This window comes from Pseudescherichia sp. (assembly GCF_032052675.1).
In the GTDB taxonomy this organism is placed as follows: Bacteria; Pseudomonadota; Gammaproteobacteria; order Enterobacterales; family Enterobacteriaceae; genus Pseudescherichia.
Map to the genome: position 1 here is coordinate 130,209 of NZ_DAMBWA010000010.1, position 20,844 is coordinate 151,052.

Genomic DNA, 20,844 nt, shown 5'->3' on the forward strand with positions numbered 1-20,844 from the left:
AATCAGGTTCTCTCCGTTTTGCTTAACCACATCTCATCCATGCCGCCCCCACGGATCTGCATGGGATACACATGCTCACTGCCGTCAACGGTGACATCGACAAACACCAGCCGGCCGTTTTTCACCTGCGTCAGGGCCTCGCTCAGCTTCGCCTCCAGCTCATCGGGACGGGTGATGCGAATGCCCACATGGCCGTAGGCTTCGGCCAGACGGGCAAAATCCGGAAGAGATTGCATATAGGACTGCGAGTGGCGACCGGAGTAGATCATATCCTGCCACTGCTTCACCATCCCGAGATAGCGGTTATTCAGGTTAAGCACCAGCACCGGCAGCTCATACTGGAGGGCCGTCGACAGCTCCTGAATGTTCATCTGGATACTGCCGTCGCCGGTGACGCAGACGACCGTCTCCTCTGGCAGGGCCATTTTTACCCCCAGCGCGGCGGGCAGGCCAAAGCCCATCGTGCCCAGACCGCCCGAGTTGATCCAGCGGCGGGGCTTATCGAAAGGATAATAGAGGGCAGCAAACATCTGGTGCTGGCCGACGTCGGAGGTGACGTAGGCATCGCCATTCGTCAGACGCCAGATGGCTTCAATGACCGCCTGCGGCTTGATACTCTCGCTCTGGGTGTCGTACTTCAGACACTGACGGGCGCGCCAGCCATCAATTGTTAGCCACCAGTCGCGGATATCGTCGAGGGGCTGCACGCTCTCCTCCTGGGCCAGTAGCTCCAGCATCTGTTCCAGCACCAGCCTGGCGTCGCCCACGATAGGGACATCCGCCGCCACCGTTTTCGAGATCGAGGTCGGGTCGATATCGATATGCAGCACCGTGGCGTTCGGGCAGTACTTCATCAGATTGTTAGTGGTACGATCGTCGAAACGCACGCCGACGGCAAAGATCACGTCGGAGTGGTGCATCGTCATGTTGGCTTCGTAGGTGCCGTGCATCCCCAGCATCCCGAGCGCCTGGCGATGGGTAGCCGGAAACGCGCCTAAGCCCATTAATGACGAGACGACCGGCAGGTTCAGCTTCTCGGCCAGCTCGCGCAGCTGCTTATCGCAGGCAGAATTGATCGCCCCGCCCCCGACGTAGACCACCGGCTTTTTCGCGGCGATCAGCGTCTGCAATGCGCGCTTGATCTGCCCCTTGTGGCCCTGGGTGGTGGGATTATAGGAGCGCATGCTCACCGAATCCGGCCAGACATAAGGGAGCTTATTTGCCGGGTTCATGATGTCTTTTGGCAGATCGACGACCACCGGGCCTGGACGGCCGGTAGAGGCCAGCCAGAACGCTTTCTTCAGTACGCCAGGGATATCTTCCGCCTGCTTGACCAGAAAGCTGTGTTTTACCACCGGACGGGAGATCCCGACCATGTCGCACTCCTGAAAGGCGTCATAGCCGATCAGCGAGGTGGCAACCTGTCCGGAGAGCACGACCAGGGGAATAGAGTCCATATAGGCGGTAGCAATGCCGGTAATGGCGTTGGTGGCGCCAGGCCCGGAGGTCACCAGCACCACGCCCACCTCGCCGGTCGCGCGCGCCAGCCCGTCCGCCATATGCACCGCGGCCTGCTCATGCCGCACCAGCACATGCTCAATCCCGCCAACCGTGTGCAGGGCATCGTAGATATCAAGGACGGCCCCTCCGGGGTAACCAAAGACCTGCTTTACCCCCTGATCGATGAGCGAACGGACGACCATCTCGGCTCCAGACAACATCTCCATGACTTGCCTCCAGGCTTTTGTTTATTGTCTGTACCTTAACTGTTGATTTAAGGGCAGGCAATTAGCAAACGATTAGCACTCTGCGGACCCAAAAGAGGAAGCGGGAGGTAAATAAAAAGTTATCAGTGGATTCAACTGCGATAAGGAAAGCTGATAATGCTTCATCATTGGAAACGGGCAAGGCACAGCAATTCATCCATTTTTCGCCTGCCGGCAATGCATAGATAAATATCACATTAGTCAAAAATAGCGCAGATGGGCCTCTATTTAGCATAAACCGGATAGAGGCTACCCGGTTTTAATCAATTGCTAAACGCGGCGGCAAACGTCAATGAGCAACTCTTCCATCCATTGATGGCCTTTGTCGCGCCCGGCGGCTTCGTGCCAGGACAAAAAACAGGTTCGGCTATTACGCTTTAGCGGCAGCGGCATAATTTGCAGATCCAAACTGTCAGCAAATTTTTCGCTTAACCAGCGCGGGGCAATACAGACCAGATGGGTTTGCGAGACGACATTGAGGACGCTAACCAGCGCCATTCCCTGGTAGGCAATACGGCTCTGTTTATCCGGCGTGTCATACCACGGCTGGCTAAAAGAGGCATAGCGTTCAAGTGAAACAACCGCATGCTCTTCGACATAAATATCGGACTCTTTTAACGGCGTATAGATCCGGGGATGATTTTTACTGGCCACCAGCACCATCTCATCATTAAAAAGCGGCAGGCAAGAGAACTCCGGACGCTTAAACTCCTCGTAGCCAATAACAAACCCAGTCTCCTGATAACGCAGCTGGTGTTCAATATTTTTATCGAGCGCCGAGCTAAAGACCAGGTGTATATTTGGCGCATCCTTTTCGACTCGATTATAGATAGAAGAGGTCAGGTAAGTATCCAGCGGACTACAGATACAAATATGGAAAATACGCTCGCTTTTAAGTGGGTCAAAGCCGGAGCCTGGAAGCTCATTTTGAATAAGCTGCAGCGCCTGATGAACCGAGCCAAAAAGCTGATAGGCACGTGCCGTAGGCTTGATACCGCGACCATAGCGGGAGAAGAGGTCGTCGTTAAACAGCACCTTCAGCCGGGCTACCGCATTGCTGACCGCCGGCTGCGACATACCAAGATTACGCGCGGCCCGGGTGATATTCTGCTCCTGCATCACCGCATCAAAAACGGTTAATAAATTTAGATCAACCTGCCGGAGCTTCGATTTCATATCATAAGGTACCGAGAGATATTCATTGTTGGCTTCTGACATTTTTGACTCCACTGTCATGCTAAACTCCTTTTGCTGGCAAGCGTAGCGCTTGGCTATAAATATGATTCAGTAAGCATATAAATAAGCAAAAGCAGTATCGTATAATTTTAGAAAAAATACAGGGCAATTTTGGATAACTTCGCGAGAAAAACGTACGCGAAAAAAAGCGAAAGTCGCGCTGCGCTTTTTATTGCACAACGCATACCCTTAACGCTATGGGCGCAATGAAAACATAAACATCATGAATAACCAAAGCAATATATACTTAAAAGTAAATTCAGATTATCTAAAATCAACTAATTAATTATTGGTAAAATGAATATCAATTGTTTTAATCTTGTAAAAGAGTATATAAAAAAGAGATTATAAAAAGATTAAAACCAACCAAATCAAGCAAATAAAATCCCCTCTCTACATGTGACAAAATATATATTTCTGTAAATACATTATGTCCACAAGAAACCAGCCGAGACATCTCTACAGTAGAGAATAGAAATGTTTCGCCCATGCGCTTCTCAACAGCACAATTACCTAAACCTCCTTTCGTCTTCTGCGCCCTTTTTTACCGCTCGCTGTTGACATCACCTGCCATATCCAGTACCACTAAAAGCATATCGATTTCATCTGGAGCCTGACGCATGATTCGCAACGTTCGTATCGCCGGTCTACTACTACTAAACGCATCCTCATTGCGCGGTGGACTGGTGGGCGACAAACAGAGTTAAGTCAGCTTCCGGTTAAAACAGAGAACCCGCGCCAATGCGCGGGTTTTTTTATGCTCGTAGCACAAGGCGACTTCCGACAGACAAGGACCTAAACCATGAGCCAGCAGCACGTTACCATTTTCGACACCACCTTACGCGACGGTGAACAGGCGTTACAGGCAAGCCTGAGTGTAAAAGAGAAACTGCAGATTGCACTGGCGCTTGAGCGTATGGGCGTGGACGTGATGGAGGTAGGCTTCCCGGTCTCTTCCCCGGGCGACTTTGAGTCTGTACAGACTATCGCTCGCCAGGTAAAAAACAGCCGCGTCTGCGCGCTGGCACGCTGCGTCGAGAAAGATATCGACGTGGCGGCAGAGTCGCTGAAGGTCGCCGAGGCCTTCCGCATCCATACCTTTATTGCTACCTCGCCGATGCATATCGCCACCAAGCTGCGCAGCACCCTGGACGAGGTGATCGAGCGCGCGGTCTATATGGTGAAGCGCGCACGTAACTATACCGACGACGTCGAATTCTCCTGTGAGGACGCAGGCCGTACCCCGATTGCCGATCTGGCGCGGGTGGTTGAGGCAGCGATTAACGCCGGAGCGAAAACTATCAATATTCCCGATACCGTTGGCTACACCATGCCCTTCGAGTTTGCCAATATCATCACTGGCCTGTATGAGCGCGTGCCTAACATCGATCAAGCTATTATCTCTGTCCACACCCACGACGATTTAGGCCTCGCCGTCGGCAACGCTATCGCTGCGGTCCATGCCGGCGCACGCCAGGTTGAAGGGGCGATGAACGGTATCGGCGAGCGCGCCGGTAACTGCTCGCTGGAAGAGGTGATTATGGCGATTAAGGTACGCAAGGACATCATGAACCTGCAGACCCGCATCAATCACCAGGAGATCTGGCGTACCAGCCAGGTCGTTAGCCAGATCTGCAACATGCCCATCCCGGCGAACAAGGCGATTGTCGGCACCGGCGCGTTTGCCCACTCCTCCGGTATTCACCAGGACGGCGTGCTGAAGAACCGTGAAAACTACGAAATCATGACCCCGGAGTCTATCGGCCTGAACCAGGTACAGCTGAACCTGACCTCCCGCTCCGGCCGCGCGGCGGTGAAACACCGCATGGATGAGATGGGCTATAAAGAGAGCGACTACAGCCTGGATAGCCTGTACGACGCCTTCCTGAAGCTGGCGGATAAGAAGGGCCAGGTATTTGATTACGATCTGGAAGCGCTGGCCTTTATCAACAAGCAGCAGGAGGAGCCAGAGCATTTCCGCCTGGAGTACTTCAGCGTGCAGTCCGGCTCTAACGATATTGCCACCGCCTCCGTGAAGCTGGCCTGCGGAGAGGAAGTGAAAGCCGAAGCCGCCAACGGTAACGGCCCGGTAGATGCCATCTACCAGGCGATTAACCGCATCACCGAATACGATATCGAGCTGGTGAAGTACCAGCTGAGCGCAAAGGGCCACGGCAAAGATGCCCTGGGCCAGGTCGATATCGTGGCGAACTATAACGGCCGTCGTTTCCACGGCGTGGGTCTGGCGACCGACATCGTGGAGTCCTCTGCCAAAGCGATGGTACACGTGCTGAACAACATCTGGCGCGCCAATGAAGTCGAAAAAGAGCTGCAGCGTAAAGCCATAAAAGAAAACAACCAGGAAACCGTGTGATGTCTAAAAATTATCATATTGCAGTTTTGCCGGGCGACGGTATTGGTCCGGAAGTGATGGCGCAAGCCCTGAAAGTACTGGAAGCTATTCGGGAGCGTTTCTCCCTGCGCATTACCACCAGCCACTACGACGTGGGTGGGATTGCGATTGACCGCCACGGCAACCCATTGCCGCAGGCAACCGTTGCTGGCTGCGAGCAGGCCGATGCGATCCTGTTCGGCTCGGTCGGTGGACCGAAGTGGGAGCACTTGCCCCCGGCCCAGCAGCCGGAGCGCGGCGCGCTGCTGCCGCTGCGTAAACACTTTAAGCTCTTCAGCAACCTGCGTCCGGCGAAGCTGTACCAGGGGCTGGAAGCCTTCTGCCCGCTGCGGGCAGACATTGCCGCCAACGGGTTTGATATTCTCTGCGTGCGCGAGCTGACCGGCGGGATCTACTTCGGCCAGCCGAAGGGCCGTGAAGGCAGCGGCCCGCATGAAAAAGCGTTTGATACCGAGGTCTATCACCGCTTTGAGATTGAGCGTATCGCCCGCATCGCCTTTGAGTCCGCGCGCAAGCGCCGCAATAAGGTGACCTCTATTGATAAGGCTAACGTGCTGCAAACCTCGCTGCTGTGGCGTGAGATCGTTAACGAGATTGCTAAAGAGTATCCGGACGTTGCGCTGGCGCACATGTATATCGACAACGCCACCATGCAGCTGATTAAGGATCCGTCCCAGTTTGACGTCCTGCTCTGCTCCAACCTGTTTGGCGATATCCTCTCCGACGAGTGCGCGATGATCACCGGCTCGATGGGGATGCTGCCCTCCGCCAGCCTCAACGAGCAGGGTTTTGGCCTGTATGAGCCAGCAGGCGGCTCTGCGCCGGACATCGCCGGGAAAAACATGGCTAACCCGATTGCCCAGATCCTCTCCCTGGCCCTGCTGCTGCGCTATAGCCTGAACGCCAACGATGCGGCGGACGCCATTGAAGCCGCGATTAACCGCGCGCTGGAAGAGGGTGTGCGCACCGGAGACCTGGCCCGCGGCGGCGCGGCGGTCAGTACTGATGAGATGGGCGACATTATTGCCCGCTACGTAGCGGAAGGGGTGTAATCATGGCCAAGAGTTTGTATGAGAAGTTGTTTGACGCCCACGTGGTCTATGAAGCGCCAAACGAAACCCCGCTGCTCTATATCGACAGGCACCTGGTGCATGAGGTGACCTCCCCGCAGGCATTTGATGGCCTGCGCGCGCATCATCGCCCGGTGCGCCAGCCGGGTAAAACCTTCGCCACGATGGATCACAACGTCTCGACCCAGACGAAAGATATTAACGCCTCGGGCGAGATGGCACGTATTCAGATGCAGGAGCTGATCAAGAACTGCAACGAGTTTGGCGTGGAGCTGTACGATCTGAACCACCCTTATCAGGGCATCGTCCACGTGATGGGGCCAGAGCAAGGCATCACCCTGCCGGGGATGACCATCGTCTGCGGCGACTCCCATACCGCTACCCACGGCGCATTTGGCGCATTGGCGTTCGGGATCGGCACCTCGGAAGTTGAGCACGTATTGGCGACCCAGACCCTGAAGCAGGGCCGTGCCAAGACCATGAAAATTGAGGTGCAGGGACACGCTGCACCGGGCATCACCGCAAAAGATATCGTGCTGGCGATCATTGGTAAAACCGGCAGCGCGGGCGGTACCGGCCACGTGGTTGAGTTCTGCGGTGAAGCCATTCAGGCCCTGAGCATGGAGGGTCGCATGACTCTCTGCAACATGGCCATTGAGATGGGCGCCAAAGCCGGTATCGTCGCCCCTGACGAGACAACTTTTAACTACGTCAAAGGCCGTCTGCATGCACCGAAGGGTAAAGATTTCGATGACGCTGTAGCTTACTGGAAGACGCTGAAATCTGACGAGGGCGCAGCCTTCGATACCGTAGTGACGCTGCAGGCGGCAGAGATCGCCCCGCAGATCACCTGGGGGACTAACCCAGGCCAGGTGATTGCCGTCGGCGAGAACATTCCCGATCCGGCGTCGTTTGCCGATCCGGTTGAGCGCGCCAGCGCGGAGAAGGCGCTGGCCTATATGGGCCTGAAGCCGGGCATTCCGCTGACCGAAGTGAACATCGACAAGGTGTTTATTGGCTCCTGCACCAACTCGCGGATTGAAGACCTGCGCGCGGCAGCAGAGATTGCGAAAGGACGCAAGGTTGCACCGGGCGTTCAGGCGCTGGTCGTCCCCGGCTCTGGCCCGGTGAAAGCCCAGGCGGAAGCGGAAGGCCTGGACAAGATCTTTATCGAGGCGGGCTTTGAGTGGCGCTTGCCGGGCTGCTCCATGTGCCTGGCAATGAACAACGATCGCCTGAATCCGGGCGAGCGCTGCGCCTCAACCAGCAACCGTAACTTTGAAGGCCGTCAGGGGCGCGGGGGACGTACCCACCTGGTCAGCCCGGCAATGGCCGCAGCCGCCGCCGTTACCGGCCACTTCGCTGACATTCGTAGCATTAAATAAGGAGACCATCATGGCAGAGAAATTTACCCAGCATACTGGCCTGGTGGTTCCCCTGGATGCCGCTAACGTCGATACCGATGCGATCATTCCCAAGCAGTTCTTACAGAAGGTGACGCGTACCGGCTTCGGCGCACATCTGTTTAATGACTGGCGTTTCCTCGACGACAAAGGCGAGCAGCCAAACCCGGATTTCGTACTGAACTTTCCGCAGTATAACGGCGCCTCTATCCTGCTGGCGCGGGAAAACTTTGGCTGCGGCTCTTCGCGTGAGCATGCGCCGTGGGCGCTGACCGACTACGGTTTTAAGGTAGTTATTGCCCCGAGCTTTGCCGATATCTTCTACGGCAACAGCTTTAACAATCAGCTGCTGCCGGTCACGCTGAGCGATGACGAGGTGGATGAGCTGTTTAACCTGGTGCAGAGCCATCCGGGCATCACGTTTGTGGTGGACCTGGAGGCGCAGAAAGTGATTGCCGGAGAGAAATCTTATAGCTTCAATATCGACGCGTTCCGCCGCCACTGCATGTTAAACGGCCTGGATAGCATCGGCCTGACGCTGCAACACGAAGAGGCTATCTCCGCGTACGAACAGCGGCAGCCCGCTTTTATGAGCTAGCCGATACCGATTTTTAACACCATAAACGGCGAGGAGCGATCCTTGCCGTTTTTTTATGCATTGAATTCCTTGGCTTTTATAAATTAATTAACGCTCGTTATAAAATAGTGTTGACGCACATAGCCAATCGCGCCTATCATTTACCTATCGATCGTTAACTAATTAACGACCCCAGACAAAATCAAGCTTAAGGAATACCCCATGAAATCGATTAAAACGCTTGTTGCTGCCGTTGCTCTCTCTACGCTCTCATTTGGTGCTTTCGCTCAGAGCGTCACCGCCAGCGGCACCACTATTGATGATGCCGAAGCGAAAATTGCCGCTCAGGCAGAGCAGGCCGGAGCTTCTTCCTATAAAATCACCGAAGCTAACGTCAACAACACCGTGCATATGACGGCTGAGCTGTACAAATAAGTCGTTTAGTAAGCACAGCGCCGTTCGGCGTTTATGCATGGCTATGCCCGGTGGCGCAGGCTTGCCGGGCCTACAGGTTCAAAGCCGTTTGTAGGCCCGGTAAGCGGTAGCGCCACCGGGCGTTTTATTGTCAACTACACATCCCTTACCCGCATTGTCAGCCCCAGCGTCAGCAGTGAAATCCCCGCAATAACCCAGTAGACCGCCCCGTGGCCATAGCTTTGCGCCAGCGCGCCCTGGATCACCCCCGCCAGAATGACGCCAGTAGAGATACTGTTGGTAAACAGCGTGGTGGCCGATCCCGCCCGTCCCGGCATCAGATCCTGAAACCAGAGCATACCGATCCCGGCCACAATCCCGATAAACACTGCGTTAAAAAGCTGTAAGAGCAGTAGCGCATGCTCGCTATGAAAGAAGAGCAGACCGATGTAGAACAGCACCCCTGCCGCGACCGCCAGGGTCATCATCCGCCGCTTGCCGATGCGTTTGACGTAGTAGCCAGCAAGGATCATCGCCGGGATCTCCAGCCCGGCGGCGGTTCCCATCAGGATCCCGGCCAGTCTGTCCGGCAGGCCGAGATCGCCGCTGATCCACAGCGGCATATCGATGATGTACATGGTGTTGCAGGTCCACATCAGCGTGGAGGCGATAAACAGCTTGCGCACGTTGCCGTCGCGCCAGCCGCCGATCTGCGTCACCGCCACGTCAGCAGGCTGCTCCACCCTGGCGACCGACGGCAGGATCAGCGCAATTAGCGCTAAGCTGATAATGAAGATCCCGGCGGCGATAGTGAACATGGTGGTAAAGCCGTAGTTTAACGCCAGCATAAAGGCCAGCGGCGGACCGATCACCCACGCCAGGGAAAGCTGGGCGCGCATCACGGAGCTGAACATCACCACCTCGCGGGCCGAGCTGTCGGCATACTCGCGAGCAAGGGCAAAGAGCTGCGGCATGGCAGTATTCGCCAGTGAAGCCAGCAGCACGCCACAGGTGATGAGTGTCAGGTAGTGGCGGTTAAAGGCGAACAGCAGCGCGTTGCCCACCGCCATCACACAGCAGAACATGATCAGCTTACGGCGATCGCCCTGACTGTCGGATCGTTTCGCCAGCCAGAGGCTGACAAGGATCCCGGCAATAGCGTTGACGGTGTAGAACAGCCCCACCCAGAACGGCTCGGCGCCCACCTCGCGGCTGAGGAAGAGGCTGAGCGTCGGCGCCTGTAGCGCTCCGGCAATGCCCATCATAAATGCGACGATCATAAACGCGGCGTAGACCCCGTTCAGCCGCCTTCCCATTGTCATCAGCCAGAGCATAAGCATCCTTTTAGCGTGTGAGAAAAGAAAAAAGCCAGCAGAATCATAGCTGCTGGCGTGGCGATTAGCACCAATACTCAGTCACACATGGTGAAAGCAGTTGAGCACCGCTTTCATCAGCAAGGAGTATTGGCTTAATATAGGGAAAAATAAATTGCTGGGTTTTCGCCGGGAGTTCCCCTTTTATGTCCTCTGGTCGTCTGCAACAACAGTTTATCCGCCTCTGGCAGTGCTGCAACGGCGCATCTCGCGAGACGACGCTCAGCGAGCTGGCGGAGCAGCTAAGCTGTTCCCGCCGCCATATGCGTACCCTGCTTAACGCCATGCAGCAGCGCGGCTGGCTGACGTGGGAGGCGGAAGCGGGCCGCGGCAAGCGCTCGCGCCTTACCTTTCTCTATACCGGGCTGGCGCTCCAGCAGCAGCGGGCGGAGGATCTACTCGATCAGGATCGTATCGATCAGCTGGTACAGCTGGTGGGCGATAAAAGTGCCGTACGGCAGATGCTGGTCTCGCACCTCGGCAGAAGCTTTCGCCAGGGCCGGCATATCCTGCGCGTGCTCTACTACCGGCCACTGAAAAACCTGCTGCCCGGCACGGCGCTGCGCCGCTCGGAAACCCATATTGCCCGCCAGATCTTCAGCGCGCTAACGCGGATAAATGAGGAAAACGGGGAACTGGAGCCGGATATTGCCCACCACTGGAAACGGCTCTCGCCGCTGCACTGGCGGTTTTATCTGCGCCCTGGCATTCATTTTCATCACGGCCGCGAGCTGGAGATGAGCGATGTCATCACCTCCCTGCAGCGGGTTAACGCCCTGCCGCTCTACTCGCATATCACCGAGATCGTCTCCCCTACCCCGTGGACGCTGGATGTTCACCTCTCCCAGCCCGACAGCTGGCTACCCTGGCTGCTGGGCCACGTGCAGTCGATGATCCTTCCTCGGGAGTGGCCCACAATGGATAACTTTGCCAGCCTGCCGGTGGGCACCGGGCCGTATGCGGTAACGCTTAACAACAGCAACCAGCTCAAGATCCACGCCTTTGATGACTACTTTGGCTTCCGGGCGCTCATCGATGAGGTAAACGTCTGGGTGCTGCCCGACGTTAATGACGATCTGAGCGCAGGCCTGACGCTGGAAGGGCCAGGCGGCGAGGAGAGAGCGGTAGAGAGCCGCCTCGAGGAGGGGTGCTACTACCTGCTGTTTGATGCCCGCACTCGTCGCGGCGCCAGCCAGCAGGTGCGGGAGTGGGTGAGCCAGATCCTCTCTCCGGCGAGCCTGCTGTTTCACGCCGAGGAGCACCACCAGCGCTACTGGTTCCCGGCGTACGGCCTGCTGCCGCGCTGGCACCATACCCGTCCGGGCGGCAGTGAAAAGCCTGCCGGACTGGAGTCCCTGACGTTGACCTACTATCGGGATCATATTGAGCACCGGGTACTGGCCCAGACCATGAGCGCCCTGCTGGCAGCGCATCAGGTGACCCTGCACATTCAGGAGGTCGACTATGACGAGTGGCACAGCGGCGACGCGGTGAGCGATATCTGGCTCAACAGCGCCAACTTTACCCTGCCGCTGGACTTCTCTCTCTTTACTCATCTCTATGAGGTGCCGCTACTGCAGAAGTGCATTCCCCGCGACTGGCAGGCGGATGCCACGCAGTGGCGGGCGGGCGAGATGAACTTAGCCGCCTGGTGTCAGCAGCTGCTGGCGGGCAAGGCGATTGTGCCGCTGATCCATCACTGGCTGATGATCCAGGGGCAGCGCAGCATGCGTGGCCTGCGGATGAATACCCTCGGCTGGTTTGATTTTAAATCGGCATGGTTTGCCCCCCCAGATCCTTAGCGCTTTCAGAATGCTGACATAATCACTACAATGAGGCCGTGCTCAACGGGGTGCTGCGCAATGCGTGTGCTGAGAAAATACCCGTCGAACCTGATCCGGATAACGCCGGCGAAGGGATTTGAGGCTGCTGCTCAAAATCCTTTGCCACTCTCTTTCTATTGAGGTGCAAAGTGTTAAAAAAATGTCTGCCGCTGCTGCTGCTTGTAGCCGCCCCCGTTTTTGCCGCCCCGACAGCTGATAAACCCGTTCTCACCGTCTACACCTACGACTCCTTCGCCGCCGACTGGGGGCCCGGTCCCGCGGTGAAAAAAGCCTTTGAGGCCGACTGCAACTGCGAGCTGAAGATGGTGGCGCTGGAGGATGGCGTCTCGCTGCTCAACCGTCTGCGCATGGAGGGCAAAAACAGCAAGGCCGACGTGGTGCTGGGCCTCGACAATAATCTGCTGGAAGCAGCGAGCAAGACCGGGCTGTTTGCCAAAAGCGGCGTCGCGGCCGACGCCGTTAACGTTCCCGGCGGCTGGAAAAACGACACCTTTGTCCCCTTCGACTACGGCTACTTCGCCTTTGTCTATGACAAAAACAAGCTGAAGGATCCGCCGAAGAGTCTCAAGGAGCTGGTGGAGAGCGACCAGAAGTGGCGGGTGATCTATCAGGATCCGCGCACCAGCACCCCAGGGCTGGGCCTGCTGCTGTGGATGCAAAAAGTCTACGGCGATAAAGCGCCTGAGGCGTGGCAGAAGCTGGCGGCAAAAACCGTCACCGTTACCAAAGGCTGGAGCGAAGCCTACGGCCTGTTCCTGAAGGGCGAGAGCGATCTGGTCCTGAGCTACACCACCTCTCCGGCCTATCACCTGATCGAAGAGAAAAAGGATAACTACGCGGCGGCGGACTTCAGCGAAGGTCACTACCTGCAGGTCGAGGTGGCCGCCCGCACCGCGGCCAGCAAGCAGCCTGAGCTGGCAGAGAAGTTCCTTAAGTTTATGGTCAGCCCGGCGTTCCAGAACGCCATCCCGACCGGCAACTGGATGTACCCGGTGAGCAACGTGACGCTGCCCGCGGGCTTTGACTCGCTGACGAAGCCGAAGACCACCCTGGAGTTCACCCCGCAGCAGGTCTTCTCCCAACGCGCTGAGTGGATTAACACGTGGCTTCGCGCGACCAGCCGCTAATTCCCGGCTGGCTGCTGCCCGGCGCTGCCGCTGCTACCCTGCTGGTGGCGGTCGCGCTGGCGGCGTTTCTTGCCCTCTGGCTCAATGCGCCGACCACCGACGTCTCGGCGCTGTGGCACGATAGCTACCTGCGCCACGTGGTGGCCTTCTCCTTTGGCCAGGCGTTTCTCTCTGCCCTGCTCTCGGTGACGCCGGCTATTTTCCTGGCCCGCGCCCTCTACCGTCGTCGCTTTCCCGGCAGGCTGATGCTGCTCCGTCTCTGCGCGATGACCCTGATCCTGCCGGTGCTGGTGGCGGTCTTTGGCATTCTTACCGTCTATGGCCGCCAGGGCTGGCTGGCGTCGCTGTGCGACTCCCTCGGCCTGCCGTGGGGGTTTTCGCCCTACGGGCTGAGCGGCATTCTGCTGGCGCACATCTTTTTTAACCTGCCGATGGCAACCCGTCTACTGCTCCAGGCCCTCGAGCAGATCCCCGGCGAGCAGCGTCAGCTTGCCGCCCAGCTGGGGATGCGCGGTTTCGCCCTCTTCCGCTTCGTTGAGTGGCCGTGGCTACGGCGGCAGATCCCCCCAGTGGCGGCGCTGATCTTTATGCTCTGCTTCGCCAGCTTCGCCACCGTGCTGTCGCTGGGCGGCGGCCCTAAGGCGACGACTATTGAGCTGGCGATCTATCAGGCCCTGAACTTCGACTACGATCCCGGCCGCGCCGCGCTGCTGGGGCTATTGCAGATGATCTGCTGCCTGGCGCTGGTGCTGCTGAGCCAGCGCCTGAGCAAGGCCATTCCGGTGGGCAGCAGCCAGATCCAGGGCTGGCGCGATCCGCAAGATTGCTGGCGCGCCCGGCTGGGGGACGGCCTGCTGATTGGCCTGGCGCTGCTCCTGCTTCTGCCGCCCCTGCTGGCAGTCATCGTCGAGGGGGTGAACCGTAACCTGCCTGCGGTGCTGGCTCAGCCGGTGCTGTGGCAGGCGGCGTGGACCTCCCTGCGCATTGCCCTGCTGGCCGGGCTGCTCTGCGTGATCCTCACCATGATGCTGCTCTGGAGCAGCCGCGAGCTGCGGGCGCGCGGACAGCTGCGCCGGGGGCAGGCGCTGGAGCTGAGCGGGATGCTGATCCTTGCCATGCCCGGCATCGTGCTGGCAACCGGCTTCTTTTTACTCCTTAACAACTCCATCGGCCTACCCACCTCGGCGGATGGGATCGTAATCTTTACCAATGCCCTGATGGCTATCCCCTACGCCCAGAAGGTGCTCGATAACCCGATGCGGGACATTACCGCCCGCTACAGCCTGCTGTGCGAGTCGTTGGGCATGCATGGCTTTTCACGCCTGCGGGTCGTGGAGTTGCGCGCGCTGCGGCGGCCGCTGGCCCAGGCGCTGGCCTTTGCCTGCGTGCTCTCCATCGGCGACTTCGGAGTTGTAGCGCTGTTTGGTAACGACGATTTTCGCACGCTCCCCTTCTATCTTTACCAGCAGATTGGCTCCTACCGCAGCCAGGACGGGGCGGTGACGGCGCTGATCCTGCTGGCGCTCTGCTTTGTTCTCTTTACCGTTATTGAAAAACTTCCGGGCCGCCATGCTAAAACTCACTGATGTCACCTGGCTTTATCAGCATCTGCCGATGCGCTTTACGCTCGCCGTCGAGGCGGGCGAGCAGATTGCGGTGCTGGGACCCAGCGGCGCGGGGAAAAGTACCCTGCTGAATCTGATCGCCGGTTTTATCCAGCCGGTAAGCGGCACGATTATGATTGGCAAGCAGGAGCATACCGCTACGCCGCCGTCGCGCCGTCCGGTATCAATGCTGTTTCAGGAGAATAACCTGTTCACCCACCTGACGGTGCGGCAGAACATCGGCCTCGGCCTGCACCCCGGCCTGAAGCTCAATGCTGAGCAGCAGGAGAAGCTGGCGGAGATTGCCGCCCAGATGGGGCTGGAGACGCTGCTTGACCGGCTGCCGGATCAGCTCTCCGGCGGGCAGCGACAGCGGGTGGCGCTGGCGCGCTGTCTGGTGCGGGCCCAGCCTATCCTGCTGCTGGATGAACCGTTTTCGGCGCTCGATCCGGCCCTGCGTCAGGAGATGCTGGCCCTGGTGCAGAGCGTTTGCCAGCGGCAGAACATCACCCTGCTGATGGTCTCCCACAGCATTGAGGATGCTGCGCGCATCGCCAGCCGGGCGCTGGTGGTGGCCGAGGGGCGCATCGCCTGGGACGGCGCAACCGCCGAGCTGGTCAGCGGCCGTGCGCCCGTCTCGGGGCTGCTGGGAATTGAACGTCAGTGACCGCTGACGACCTTACCGAGAATCGTTAAGTAGGCAGGCATCAGCGGATGACGGGCCACCGCCACGCAGGCGATCACTGCCACACCGAGCAGCAGCGGAGCAACCCACAGCAGCCGTCCGCGCGGCAGGTATTTTGTCAGCCGATCGTTGCCGGACTTGCCGCTGCGCCACAGTCGCCAGCAGAGCCACGCCGCCAGCCAGAGCAGCAGCGCCGCCCCCAGCAGCAGCCACTTGAATGCCCCGCTCTGCTCATCGGCAGGAATATCGATCGCCGCCCCGGCGAGAATGCCCGGTAGAAAGTAGAACGGTGGCCAGAGCAGGCAGCCGATAACGTTAGGCAGGATAAACTTGCTGACGGGAAGATCGAGCATCCCGGCCACCATCGGCACCAGCGGACGGGTTGGCCCAACAAAGCGGCCCACCAGGATGGTAAACATGCTGTGCTGGTGCAGGGCATGCTCGGTCTTATCAAGCAGCGCCTTGTTCTTTTTCATAAACGACCAGCGGTGCAGCGGCTTCTTAAAGCGCCAGCCGAGCCAGAAGGAGATCCAGTCTCCCAGCAGGCAGCCGACAATCCCCGCCAGCCAGGCATACCAGAAGTTCACCTCGCCGCTGCCGATCAGCGCACCGAGTCCCGCCATCATCACCGTGCCGGGCAGGATCAGGCCCACCAGCGCCAGCGACTCCAGAAAAGCCACGAGGGCGATCGCAATAAGCGTATAGGTCGCTGATTGAGTAATAAAATGTTCCAGAAATGCCTGCATACGCGGTCCGTTTTAGTGACGAAGCAGGGATTCTCCAGAGCCGGTAGCGCCTCGTCAAGCCTGCAATTGTCCGATTAGTTTACTGGTTGTATCAGACCTCGGCGGCGGCATTTCGTTTCTTTACGTTATTCACACCCGGCGCGGAACTCGCTTGGGCTGGCCCCGGTGCACTTTTTAAACACGCGAGAGAAGTAGAGCTGATCCTCAAAGCCGACGTTGCGCCCGACGCTGGCGATGGGCATCCGCGTGGTGCTGAGCAGCAGCTTGGCCTGGCTGATGCGCTGATCCTCCCGCCAGCTGAGCACGCTGACCCCCAGCTGCTGGCGGAAGAGATGCGACAGCCGCGACGGCGACAGGCAGACGTGCTGCGCGACACCGGCGATATCGAAGTGGTTATCCGCCAGGTGATCGCTGATGTACTGGCAGGCGTCGCGCACCCGGCTATCCAGCGGCGGATGCAGCGATTCGTTGATGGCATCCATGCGTCTGAGCAGCACCTGCTCCAGCAGATTGATCGCCAGCAGCTCACTGTAGCGCCCGCCGCGCTGCCCTGCGCTGATGATCTGGGCAAACAGCTCGCTAAAGCTGGACTGATGCACGTCGTCAGGACGGAAATAGCCGGTCTGGGCAAAGAGGGTCGGCCAGGCCAGCCACTCATGCCAGTAGGCCCGCGGACGGAAGTAGACCCACTGGTGATACCACTCCCGCGCCTCAGGGTGGCGGCCATAGTGGTGCACCTCGCCAGGCGGGAAAAGCAGAATATCGCCCGGGCGGCAAACAAACTGCCGGCCGTTGTTGTTGACGATCCCCTCCCCGCGCACCGTCAGGTTGAGAATATAGCCCTTCATCCCCAGCGGACGATCGACAAAGAAGTCGAGGTAGCCGTCGGCCTCAATGGGCGTCAGCCCGGCCACGAGATGGGCATTAAACGAGTAGCCAGGCAGCAGAGGATCGGTTTGTAATTCAGCCATACACAGCGCGCTCCAGGTAGTGGTCAAGGAAACCATTTGTCCATATTGGGTTTTATTTCACCACGCGGCTGCTCGAGGGAACCTGATACGAAAACCGCAGCGTGACAACCCCGCCAGATAAAAGCACTTTCCCCGTTTTGCCTAATCTACACCGATAAAAAGGGGTAACAAAAGTGTCTATAAACCCGGCAGAAATGTCCACATTGAATATTTGCAGTGAATCACACTTTCAGCTGCCATAGCATTTTTATCCATAAGATTAGCGGATCCTGCCTGACGCTTTTTGGCCCCTGTCTCTAATGTTTCTCCATACGGTTATTTTGGATGGAGTAAGACGATGGCAATTGCAATTGGCCTCGATTTTGGCAGCGACTCGGTACGCGCGCTGGCAGTAGACTGCGAGCACGGCACAGAGATCGCCACCAGCGTAGAGTGGTATCCGCGCTGGCAGGAGGGGCGTTATTGCGACGCTCCGCGGAATCAGTTTCGCCATCACCCGCGCGACTATATCGAGTCGATGGAAGCGGCGATCAAAAGCGTGCTGGCCCAGCTGAGCGCCGACCAGCGCGAACAGGTGAGCAGTATCGGCGTGGACAGCACCGGCTCGACGCCAGCCCCCATTGACGCTGAGGGCCGCGTGCTGGCGCTACGTCCGGAGTTTGCCGACAACCCCAACGCCATGTTCGTGCTCTGGAAAGATCACACGGCGGTAGAGGAAGCCGAGGCCATTACCCGCCTCTGCCACCAGCCGGGCAAAACCGACTACTCGCGCTATATCGGCGGGATCTACTCCAGCGAGTGGTTCTGGGCCAAGATCCTGCACGTCACCCGCCAGGATGCCGCCGTCGCCCAGGCAGCCACCTCGTGGATCGAGCTGTGCGACTGGGTTCCCGCCCTGCTCTCTAACACCGTTCGTCCGCAGGATATCCGCCGCGGGCGCTGCAGCGCCGGGCATAAATCTCTCTGGCACGAAAGCTGGGGTGGCCTGCCTCCAGCCAGCTTCTTTGACGAGCTGGATCCCATCATTAACAAGCATCTGGCCTGGCCGATGTTTACCGAGACCTGGACCGCCGATTTGCCGGTGGGCAACCTGAGCCCGGAGTGGGCGCAGCGTCTGGGCCTGTCGGAAAAGGTGGTGATTGCCGGGGGCGCATTTGACTGCCACATGGGCGCAGTGGGCGCTGGAGCGCAGCCGAACACGCTGGTGAAGGTGATCGGCACCTCCACCTGCGACATTCTGATTGCTGACAAGCCCAGCGTCGGCGATCGTGCAGTGAAAGGCATCTGCGGCCAGGTTGACGGCAGCGTGGTGCCGGACTTTATCGGCCTTGAGGCCGGGCAGTCGGCCTTCGGCGATATCTACGCCTGGTTTGGCCGCATCCTCGGCTGGCCGCTTGAGCAGCTTGCCCTCCAGCATCCGGAGCTAAAAACCCAGATCCAGGCCAGCCAGAAGCAGCTGCTGCCCGCCCTGACCCAGGCCTGGGCGGAGAACCCTTCCCTCGATCACCTTCCGGTGATCCTCGACTGGTTTAACGGTCGCCGCACCCCCAACGCTAACCAGCGTCTGAAGGGGGTGATCACCGACCTTAATCTTGCTACCGACGCGCCGCTGCTGTTTGGCGGGCTGATCGCCGCCACCGCCTTCGGCGCGCGCGCCATTATGGAGTGCTTTACCGAACAGGGGATCGCGGTCAACAACGTGATGGCTCTCGGCGGTATCGCCCGTAAAAACCGGGTGATCATGCAGGCCTGCTGCGACGTGCTCAACCGTCCGCTGCAGATCGTCGCCTCCGATCAGTGCTGCGCGCTGGGTGCGGCCATCTTCGCCGCCGTCGCCGCAGGGGATCACCCGGATATCCCGACCGCGCAGCGCCACATGGCCAGCGCCGTCGAAAACACGCTCCAGCCTGCTCCCGCTCAGGCGCAACGCTTTGAACAGCTCTATCGCCGCTACCAGCACTGGGCGGCCAGCGCCGAGCAACACTATCTCCCTTCAGCCGCGCCAGCGTTGCAGGCCGCTCTGACTCATTAAGGACACGATAATGACTATTTTTGATAACTACGAAGTATGGTTTGTGATTGGCAGCCAGCATCTCTATGGCCCGGAGACCCTGCGTCAGGTCACGCAGCACGCTGAGCAGGTGGTGAACGCGCTGAACGGCGAAGCCAAACTGCCCTGCAAGCTGGTGCTGAAGCCGCTGGGCACCTCGCCGGATGAGATCACCGCGATCTGCCGCGACGCTAACTACGACGATAAGTGTGCGGGCCTGGTGGTGTGGCTGCACACCTTCTCCCCAGCCAAAATGTGGATCAACGGCCTGACTATCCTCAACAAGCCGCTGCTGCAGTTCCATACCCAGTTCAATGCCTCCCTGCCGTGGGACAGCATCGACATGGACTTTATGAACCTGAACCAGACCGCGCACGGCGGCCGCGAGTTCGGCTTCATCGGTGCGCGGATGCGCCAGCAGCACAGCGTGGTGACCGGCCACTGGCAGGATCGCAAAGCCCAGCAGCGTATCGGGGCGTGGATGCGTCACGCAGTCTCGAAACAGGATACCCGCCATCTTAAAGTGTGCCGCTTCGGCGACAACATGCGTGAAGTTGCCGTTACCGACGGCGATAAAGTGGCAGCCCAGATCAAGTTCGGCTTCTCGGTGAATACCTGGGCGGTAGGCGATCTGGTGCAGGTGGTTAACGACATCAGCGAAGGCGATATCAGCGCGCTGGTGGATGAGTACGAGAGCAGCTACCGCCTGACCGCTGCCGCGCAGGTTAACGGTGATAAACGCCAGAACGTGATTGACGCGGCCCGTATCGAGCTGGGCATGAAGCGCTTCCTCGAACAGGGTGGCTTCCACGCCTTCACCACCACCTTTGAAGATCTGCACGGCCTGAAACAGCTTCCGGGTCTCGCCGTGCAGCGCCTGATGCAGCAGGGCTACGGCTTTGCGGGCGAAGGCGACTGGAAAACCGCCGCCCTGCTTCGCATCATGAAGGTGATGGCAACCGGTCTGCAGGGCGGCACCTCCTTTATGGAGGACTATACCTACCACTTTGAGGACGGCAACGATCTGGTGCTCGGCTCCCATATGCTGGAAGTGTGTCCGACCATCGCCCTGGATGAGAAACCGATCCTCGACGTGCAGTACCTTGGCATCGGCGGCAAAGCCGATCCGGCTCGCCTGATCTTCTCTACCAAAACCGGCCCGGCGATCAACGCCAGCCTGATCGATCTTGGGGATCGTTTCCGCCTGCTGGTGAACTGCGTGGATTCCGTCGAAACCCCGCACCAGCTGCCGAAGCTGCCGGTCGCCAACGCGCTGTGGAAAGCCCAGCCGGATCTGGCCACCGCCTCTGAGGCGTGGATCGTTGCCGGGGGCGCGCACCACACCGTCTTCAGCCACGCGCTGGATCTCAGCGATATGCGCCAGTTCGCTGAGCTGCACGATATTGAGCTGGCGGTGATCGATAACGACACCCGCCTGCCGGCGTTCAAAGATGCGCTGCGCTGGAACGAAGTCTATTACGGTTCAAAACGTTAAGTCATTAAATGCCCGGTGGCACTTCGTTTACCGGGCCTACGTTTTGTAGGCCGGATAAGCGTAGCGCCAT

Annotated in this window: 17 protein-coding genes and 1 riboswitch; of the genes, 12 read left to right on the forward strand and 5 right to left on the reverse strand. The window is 58.6% G+C overall.

What is annotated here, in order from left to right; all coding sequences use genetic code 11:
• Positions 1–2: 2 nt before the first annotated feature.
• Both ilvI and leuO read right to left on the reverse strand, forming a co-directional pair.
• On the reverse strand, positions 3–1,727 hold the full coding sequence (gene ilvI / locus RTX96_RS14665; RefSeq protein ID WP_103820722.1) for an acetolactate synthase 3 large subunit: 1,725 nt from the start codon (positions 1,725–1,727) through the stop codon (positions 3–5).
• Between the two features lie 309 nt (positions 1,728–2,036).
• A complete protein-coding gene (gene leuO, locus RTX96_RS14670) occupies positions 2,037–3,002 on the reverse strand; it encodes a transcriptional regulator LeuO (protein ID WP_103820723.1) in 966 nt (321 codons plus the stop codon).
• 620 nt (positions 3,003–3,622) lie between these two features.
• Between leuO and leuL the strand changes: the two genes are divergently transcribed.
• The 6 genes from leuL to RTX96_RS14695 all read left to right on the forward strand — a co-directional run bounded on the left by leuL (position 3,623) and on the right by RTX96_RS14695 (position 8,900).
• Complete coding sequence (gene leuL, locus RTX96_RS20850; RefSeq protein WP_103820724.1) at positions 3,623–3,709, forward strand: leu operon leader peptide; 87 nt, start codon at positions 3,623–3,625, stop codon at positions 3,707–3,709.
• 95 nt (positions 3,710–3,804) lie between these two features.
• Positions 3,805–5,376 carry a 2-isopropylmalate synthase gene (gene leuA / locus RTX96_RS14675; RefSeq protein WP_312270028.1) on the forward strand — a complete coding sequence of 524 codons (1,572 nt, stop codon included), beginning with the start codon at positions 3,805–3,807 and terminating at the stop codon, positions 5,374–5,376.
• Positions 5,376–6,467: a 3-isopropylmalate dehydrogenase gene (leuB, locus tag RTX96_RS14680; RefSeq protein ID WP_312671448.1), complete on the forward strand. Its 1,092-nt coding sequence runs from the start codon at positions 5,376–5,378 to the stop codon at positions 6,465–6,467. The genes leuA and leuB overlap by 1 nt, the downstream gene beginning before the upstream one ends.
• A 2-nt stretch (positions 6,468–6,469) precedes the next feature.
• Entirely contained in the window at positions 6,470–7,870 is a 1,401-nt protein-coding gene (gene leuC, locus RTX96_RS14685) for a 3-isopropylmalate dehydratase large subunit (protein ID WP_103820727.1), read from the forward strand.
• A 10-nt stretch (positions 7,871–7,880) separates the two neighbouring features.
• Positions 7,881–8,486, forward strand: a complete 606-nt coding sequence (gene leuD / locus RTX96_RS14690) for a 3-isopropylmalate dehydratase small subunit (protein WP_312671449.1) — start codon at positions 7,881–7,883, stop codon at positions 8,484–8,486.
• A 201-nt stretch (positions 8,487–8,687) separates the two neighbouring features.
• Positions 8,688–8,900 (forward strand): YdgH/BhsA/McbA-like domain containing protein, encoded by a 213-nt coding sequence (locus RTX96_RS14695; protein WP_103820729.1) that lies wholly within the window; start codon positions 8,688–8,690, stop codon positions 8,898–8,900.
• Between the two features lie 134 nt (positions 8,901–9,034).
• Here RTX96_RS14695 and RTX96_RS14700 read toward each other — a convergent pair whose 3' ends face one another.
• Positions 9,035–10,213, reverse strand: coding sequence for a sugar efflux transporter (locus RTX96_RS14700; protein WP_312671450.1), 1,179 nt, complete (start codon positions 10,211–10,213; stop codon positions 9,035–9,037).
• Positions 10,214–10,398: 185 nt separating this feature from the next.
• On the opposite strand from RTX96_RS14700, the gene sgrR reads away from it, so the two are divergent.
• The 4 genes from sgrR (at position 10,399) to thiQ (ending at position 15,494) form a co-directional block, all read left to right on the forward strand.
• Positions 10,399–12,054, forward strand: coding sequence for an HTH-type transcriptional regulator SgrR (gene sgrR / locus RTX96_RS14705; protein WP_312671451.1), 1,656 nt, complete (start codon positions 10,399–10,401; stop codon positions 12,052–12,054).
• A 36-nt stretch (positions 12,055–12,090) separates the two neighbouring features.
• Positions 12,091–12,189, forward strand: a riboswitch (TPP riboswitch).
• 35 nt (positions 12,190–12,224) lie between these two features.
• A complete protein-coding gene (thiB, locus tag RTX96_RS14710) occupies positions 12,225–13,223 on the forward strand; it encodes a thiamine ABC transporter substrate binding subunit (protein ID WP_103820732.1) in 999 nt (332 codons plus the stop codon).
• Positions 13,199–14,809: a thiamine/thiamine pyrophosphate ABC transporter permease ThiP gene (gene thiP / locus RTX96_RS14715; RefSeq protein WP_312671452.1), complete on the forward strand. Its 1,611-nt coding sequence runs from the start codon at positions 13,199–13,201 to the stop codon at positions 14,807–14,809. The genes thiB and thiP overlap by 25 nt, the downstream gene beginning before the upstream one ends.
• Positions 14,793–15,494, forward strand: a complete 702-nt coding sequence (thiQ, locus tag RTX96_RS14720) for a thiamine ABC transporter ATP-binding protein ThiQ (protein ID WP_103820734.1) — start codon at positions 14,793–14,795, stop codon at positions 15,492–15,494. The genes thiP and thiQ overlap by 17 nt, the downstream gene beginning before the upstream one ends.
• Here thiQ and RTX96_RS14725 read toward each other — a convergent pair.
• Both RTX96_RS14725 and araC read right to left on the reverse strand, forming a co-directional pair.
• Complete coding sequence (locus RTX96_RS14725) at positions 15,488–16,258, reverse strand: DedA family protein (protein WP_312671453.1); 771 nt, start codon at positions 16,256–16,258, stop codon at positions 15,488–15,490. The two genes, thiQ and RTX96_RS14725, sit on opposite strands and share 7 nt — an antisense overlap.
• A 125-nt stretch (positions 16,259–16,383) precedes the next feature.
• Entirely contained in the window at positions 16,384–17,229 is an 846-nt protein-coding gene (araC, locus tag RTX96_RS14730; RefSeq protein WP_312671454.1) for an arabinose operon transcriptional regulator AraC, read from the reverse strand.
• A 337-nt stretch (positions 17,230–17,566) separates the two neighbouring features.
• Between araC and araB the strand changes: the two genes are divergently transcribed.
• Positions 17,567–19,261 carry a ribulokinase gene (gene araB / locus RTX96_RS14735; protein ID WP_312671455.1) on the forward strand — a complete coding sequence of 565 codons (1,695 nt, stop codon included), beginning with the start codon at positions 17,567–17,569 and terminating at the stop codon, positions 19,259–19,261.
• Between the two features lie 10 nt (positions 19,262–19,271).
• Entirely contained in the window at positions 19,272–20,774 is a 1,503-nt protein-coding gene (gene araA, locus RTX96_RS14740) for an L-arabinose isomerase (protein WP_312671456.1), read from the forward strand.
• Positions 20,775–20,844: the final 70 nt, after the last annotated feature.

Coding starts and splice junctions, on each gene's coding strand:
- ilvI (WP_103820722.1), bottom strand. CDS start 1,727: ATGGAGATGTTGTCTGGAGCCGAGATGGTCGTCCGTTCGCTCATCGAT.
- leuO (WP_103820723.1), bottom strand. CDS start 3,002: ATGACAGTGGAGTCAAAAATGTCAGAAGCCAACAATGAATATCTCTCG.
- leuL (WP_103820724.1), top strand. CDS start 3,623: ATGATTCGCAACGTTCGTATCGCCGGTCTACTACTACTAAACGCATCC.
- leuA (WP_312270028.1), top strand. CDS start 3,805: ATGAGCCAGCAGCACGTTACCATTTTCGACACCACCTTACGCGACGGT.
- leuB (WP_312671448.1), top strand. CDS start 5,376: ATGTCTAAAAATTATCATATTGCAGTTTTGCCGGGCGACGGTATTGGT.
- leuC (WP_103820727.1), top strand. CDS start 6,470: ATGGCCAAGAGTTTGTATGAGAAGTTGTTTGACGCCCACGTGGTCTAT.
- leuD (WP_312671449.1), top strand. CDS start 7,881: ATGGCAGAGAAATTTACCCAGCATACTGGCCTGGTGGTTCCCCTGGAT.
- RTX96_RS14695 (WP_103820729.1), top strand. CDS start 8,688: ATGAAATCGATTAAAACGCTTGTTGCTGCCGTTGCTCTCTCTACGCTC.
- RTX96_RS14700 (WP_312671450.1), bottom strand. CDS start 10,213: ATGCTCTGGCTGATGACAATGGGAAGGCGGCTGAACGGGGTCTACGCC.
- sgrR (WP_312671451.1), top strand. CDS start 10,399: ATGTCCTCTGGTCGTCTGCAACAACAGTTTATCCGCCTCTGGCAGTGC.
- thiQ (WP_103820734.1), top strand. CDS start 14,793: ATGCTAAAACTCACTGATGTCACCTGGCTTTATCAGCATCTGCCGATG.
- RTX96_RS14725 (WP_312671453.1), bottom strand. CDS start 16,258: ATGCAGGCATTTCTGGAACATTTTATTACTCAATCAGCGACCTATACG.
- araC (WP_312671454.1), bottom strand. CDS start 17,229: ATGGCTGAATTACAAACCGATCCTCTGCTGCCTGGCTACTCGTTTAAT.
- araB (WP_312671455.1), top strand. CDS start 17,567: ATGGCAATTGCAATTGGCCTCGATTTTGGCAGCGACTCGGTACGCGCG.
- araA (WP_312671456.1), top strand. CDS start 19,272: ATGACTATTTTTGATAACTACGAAGTATGGTTTGTGATTGGCAGCCAG.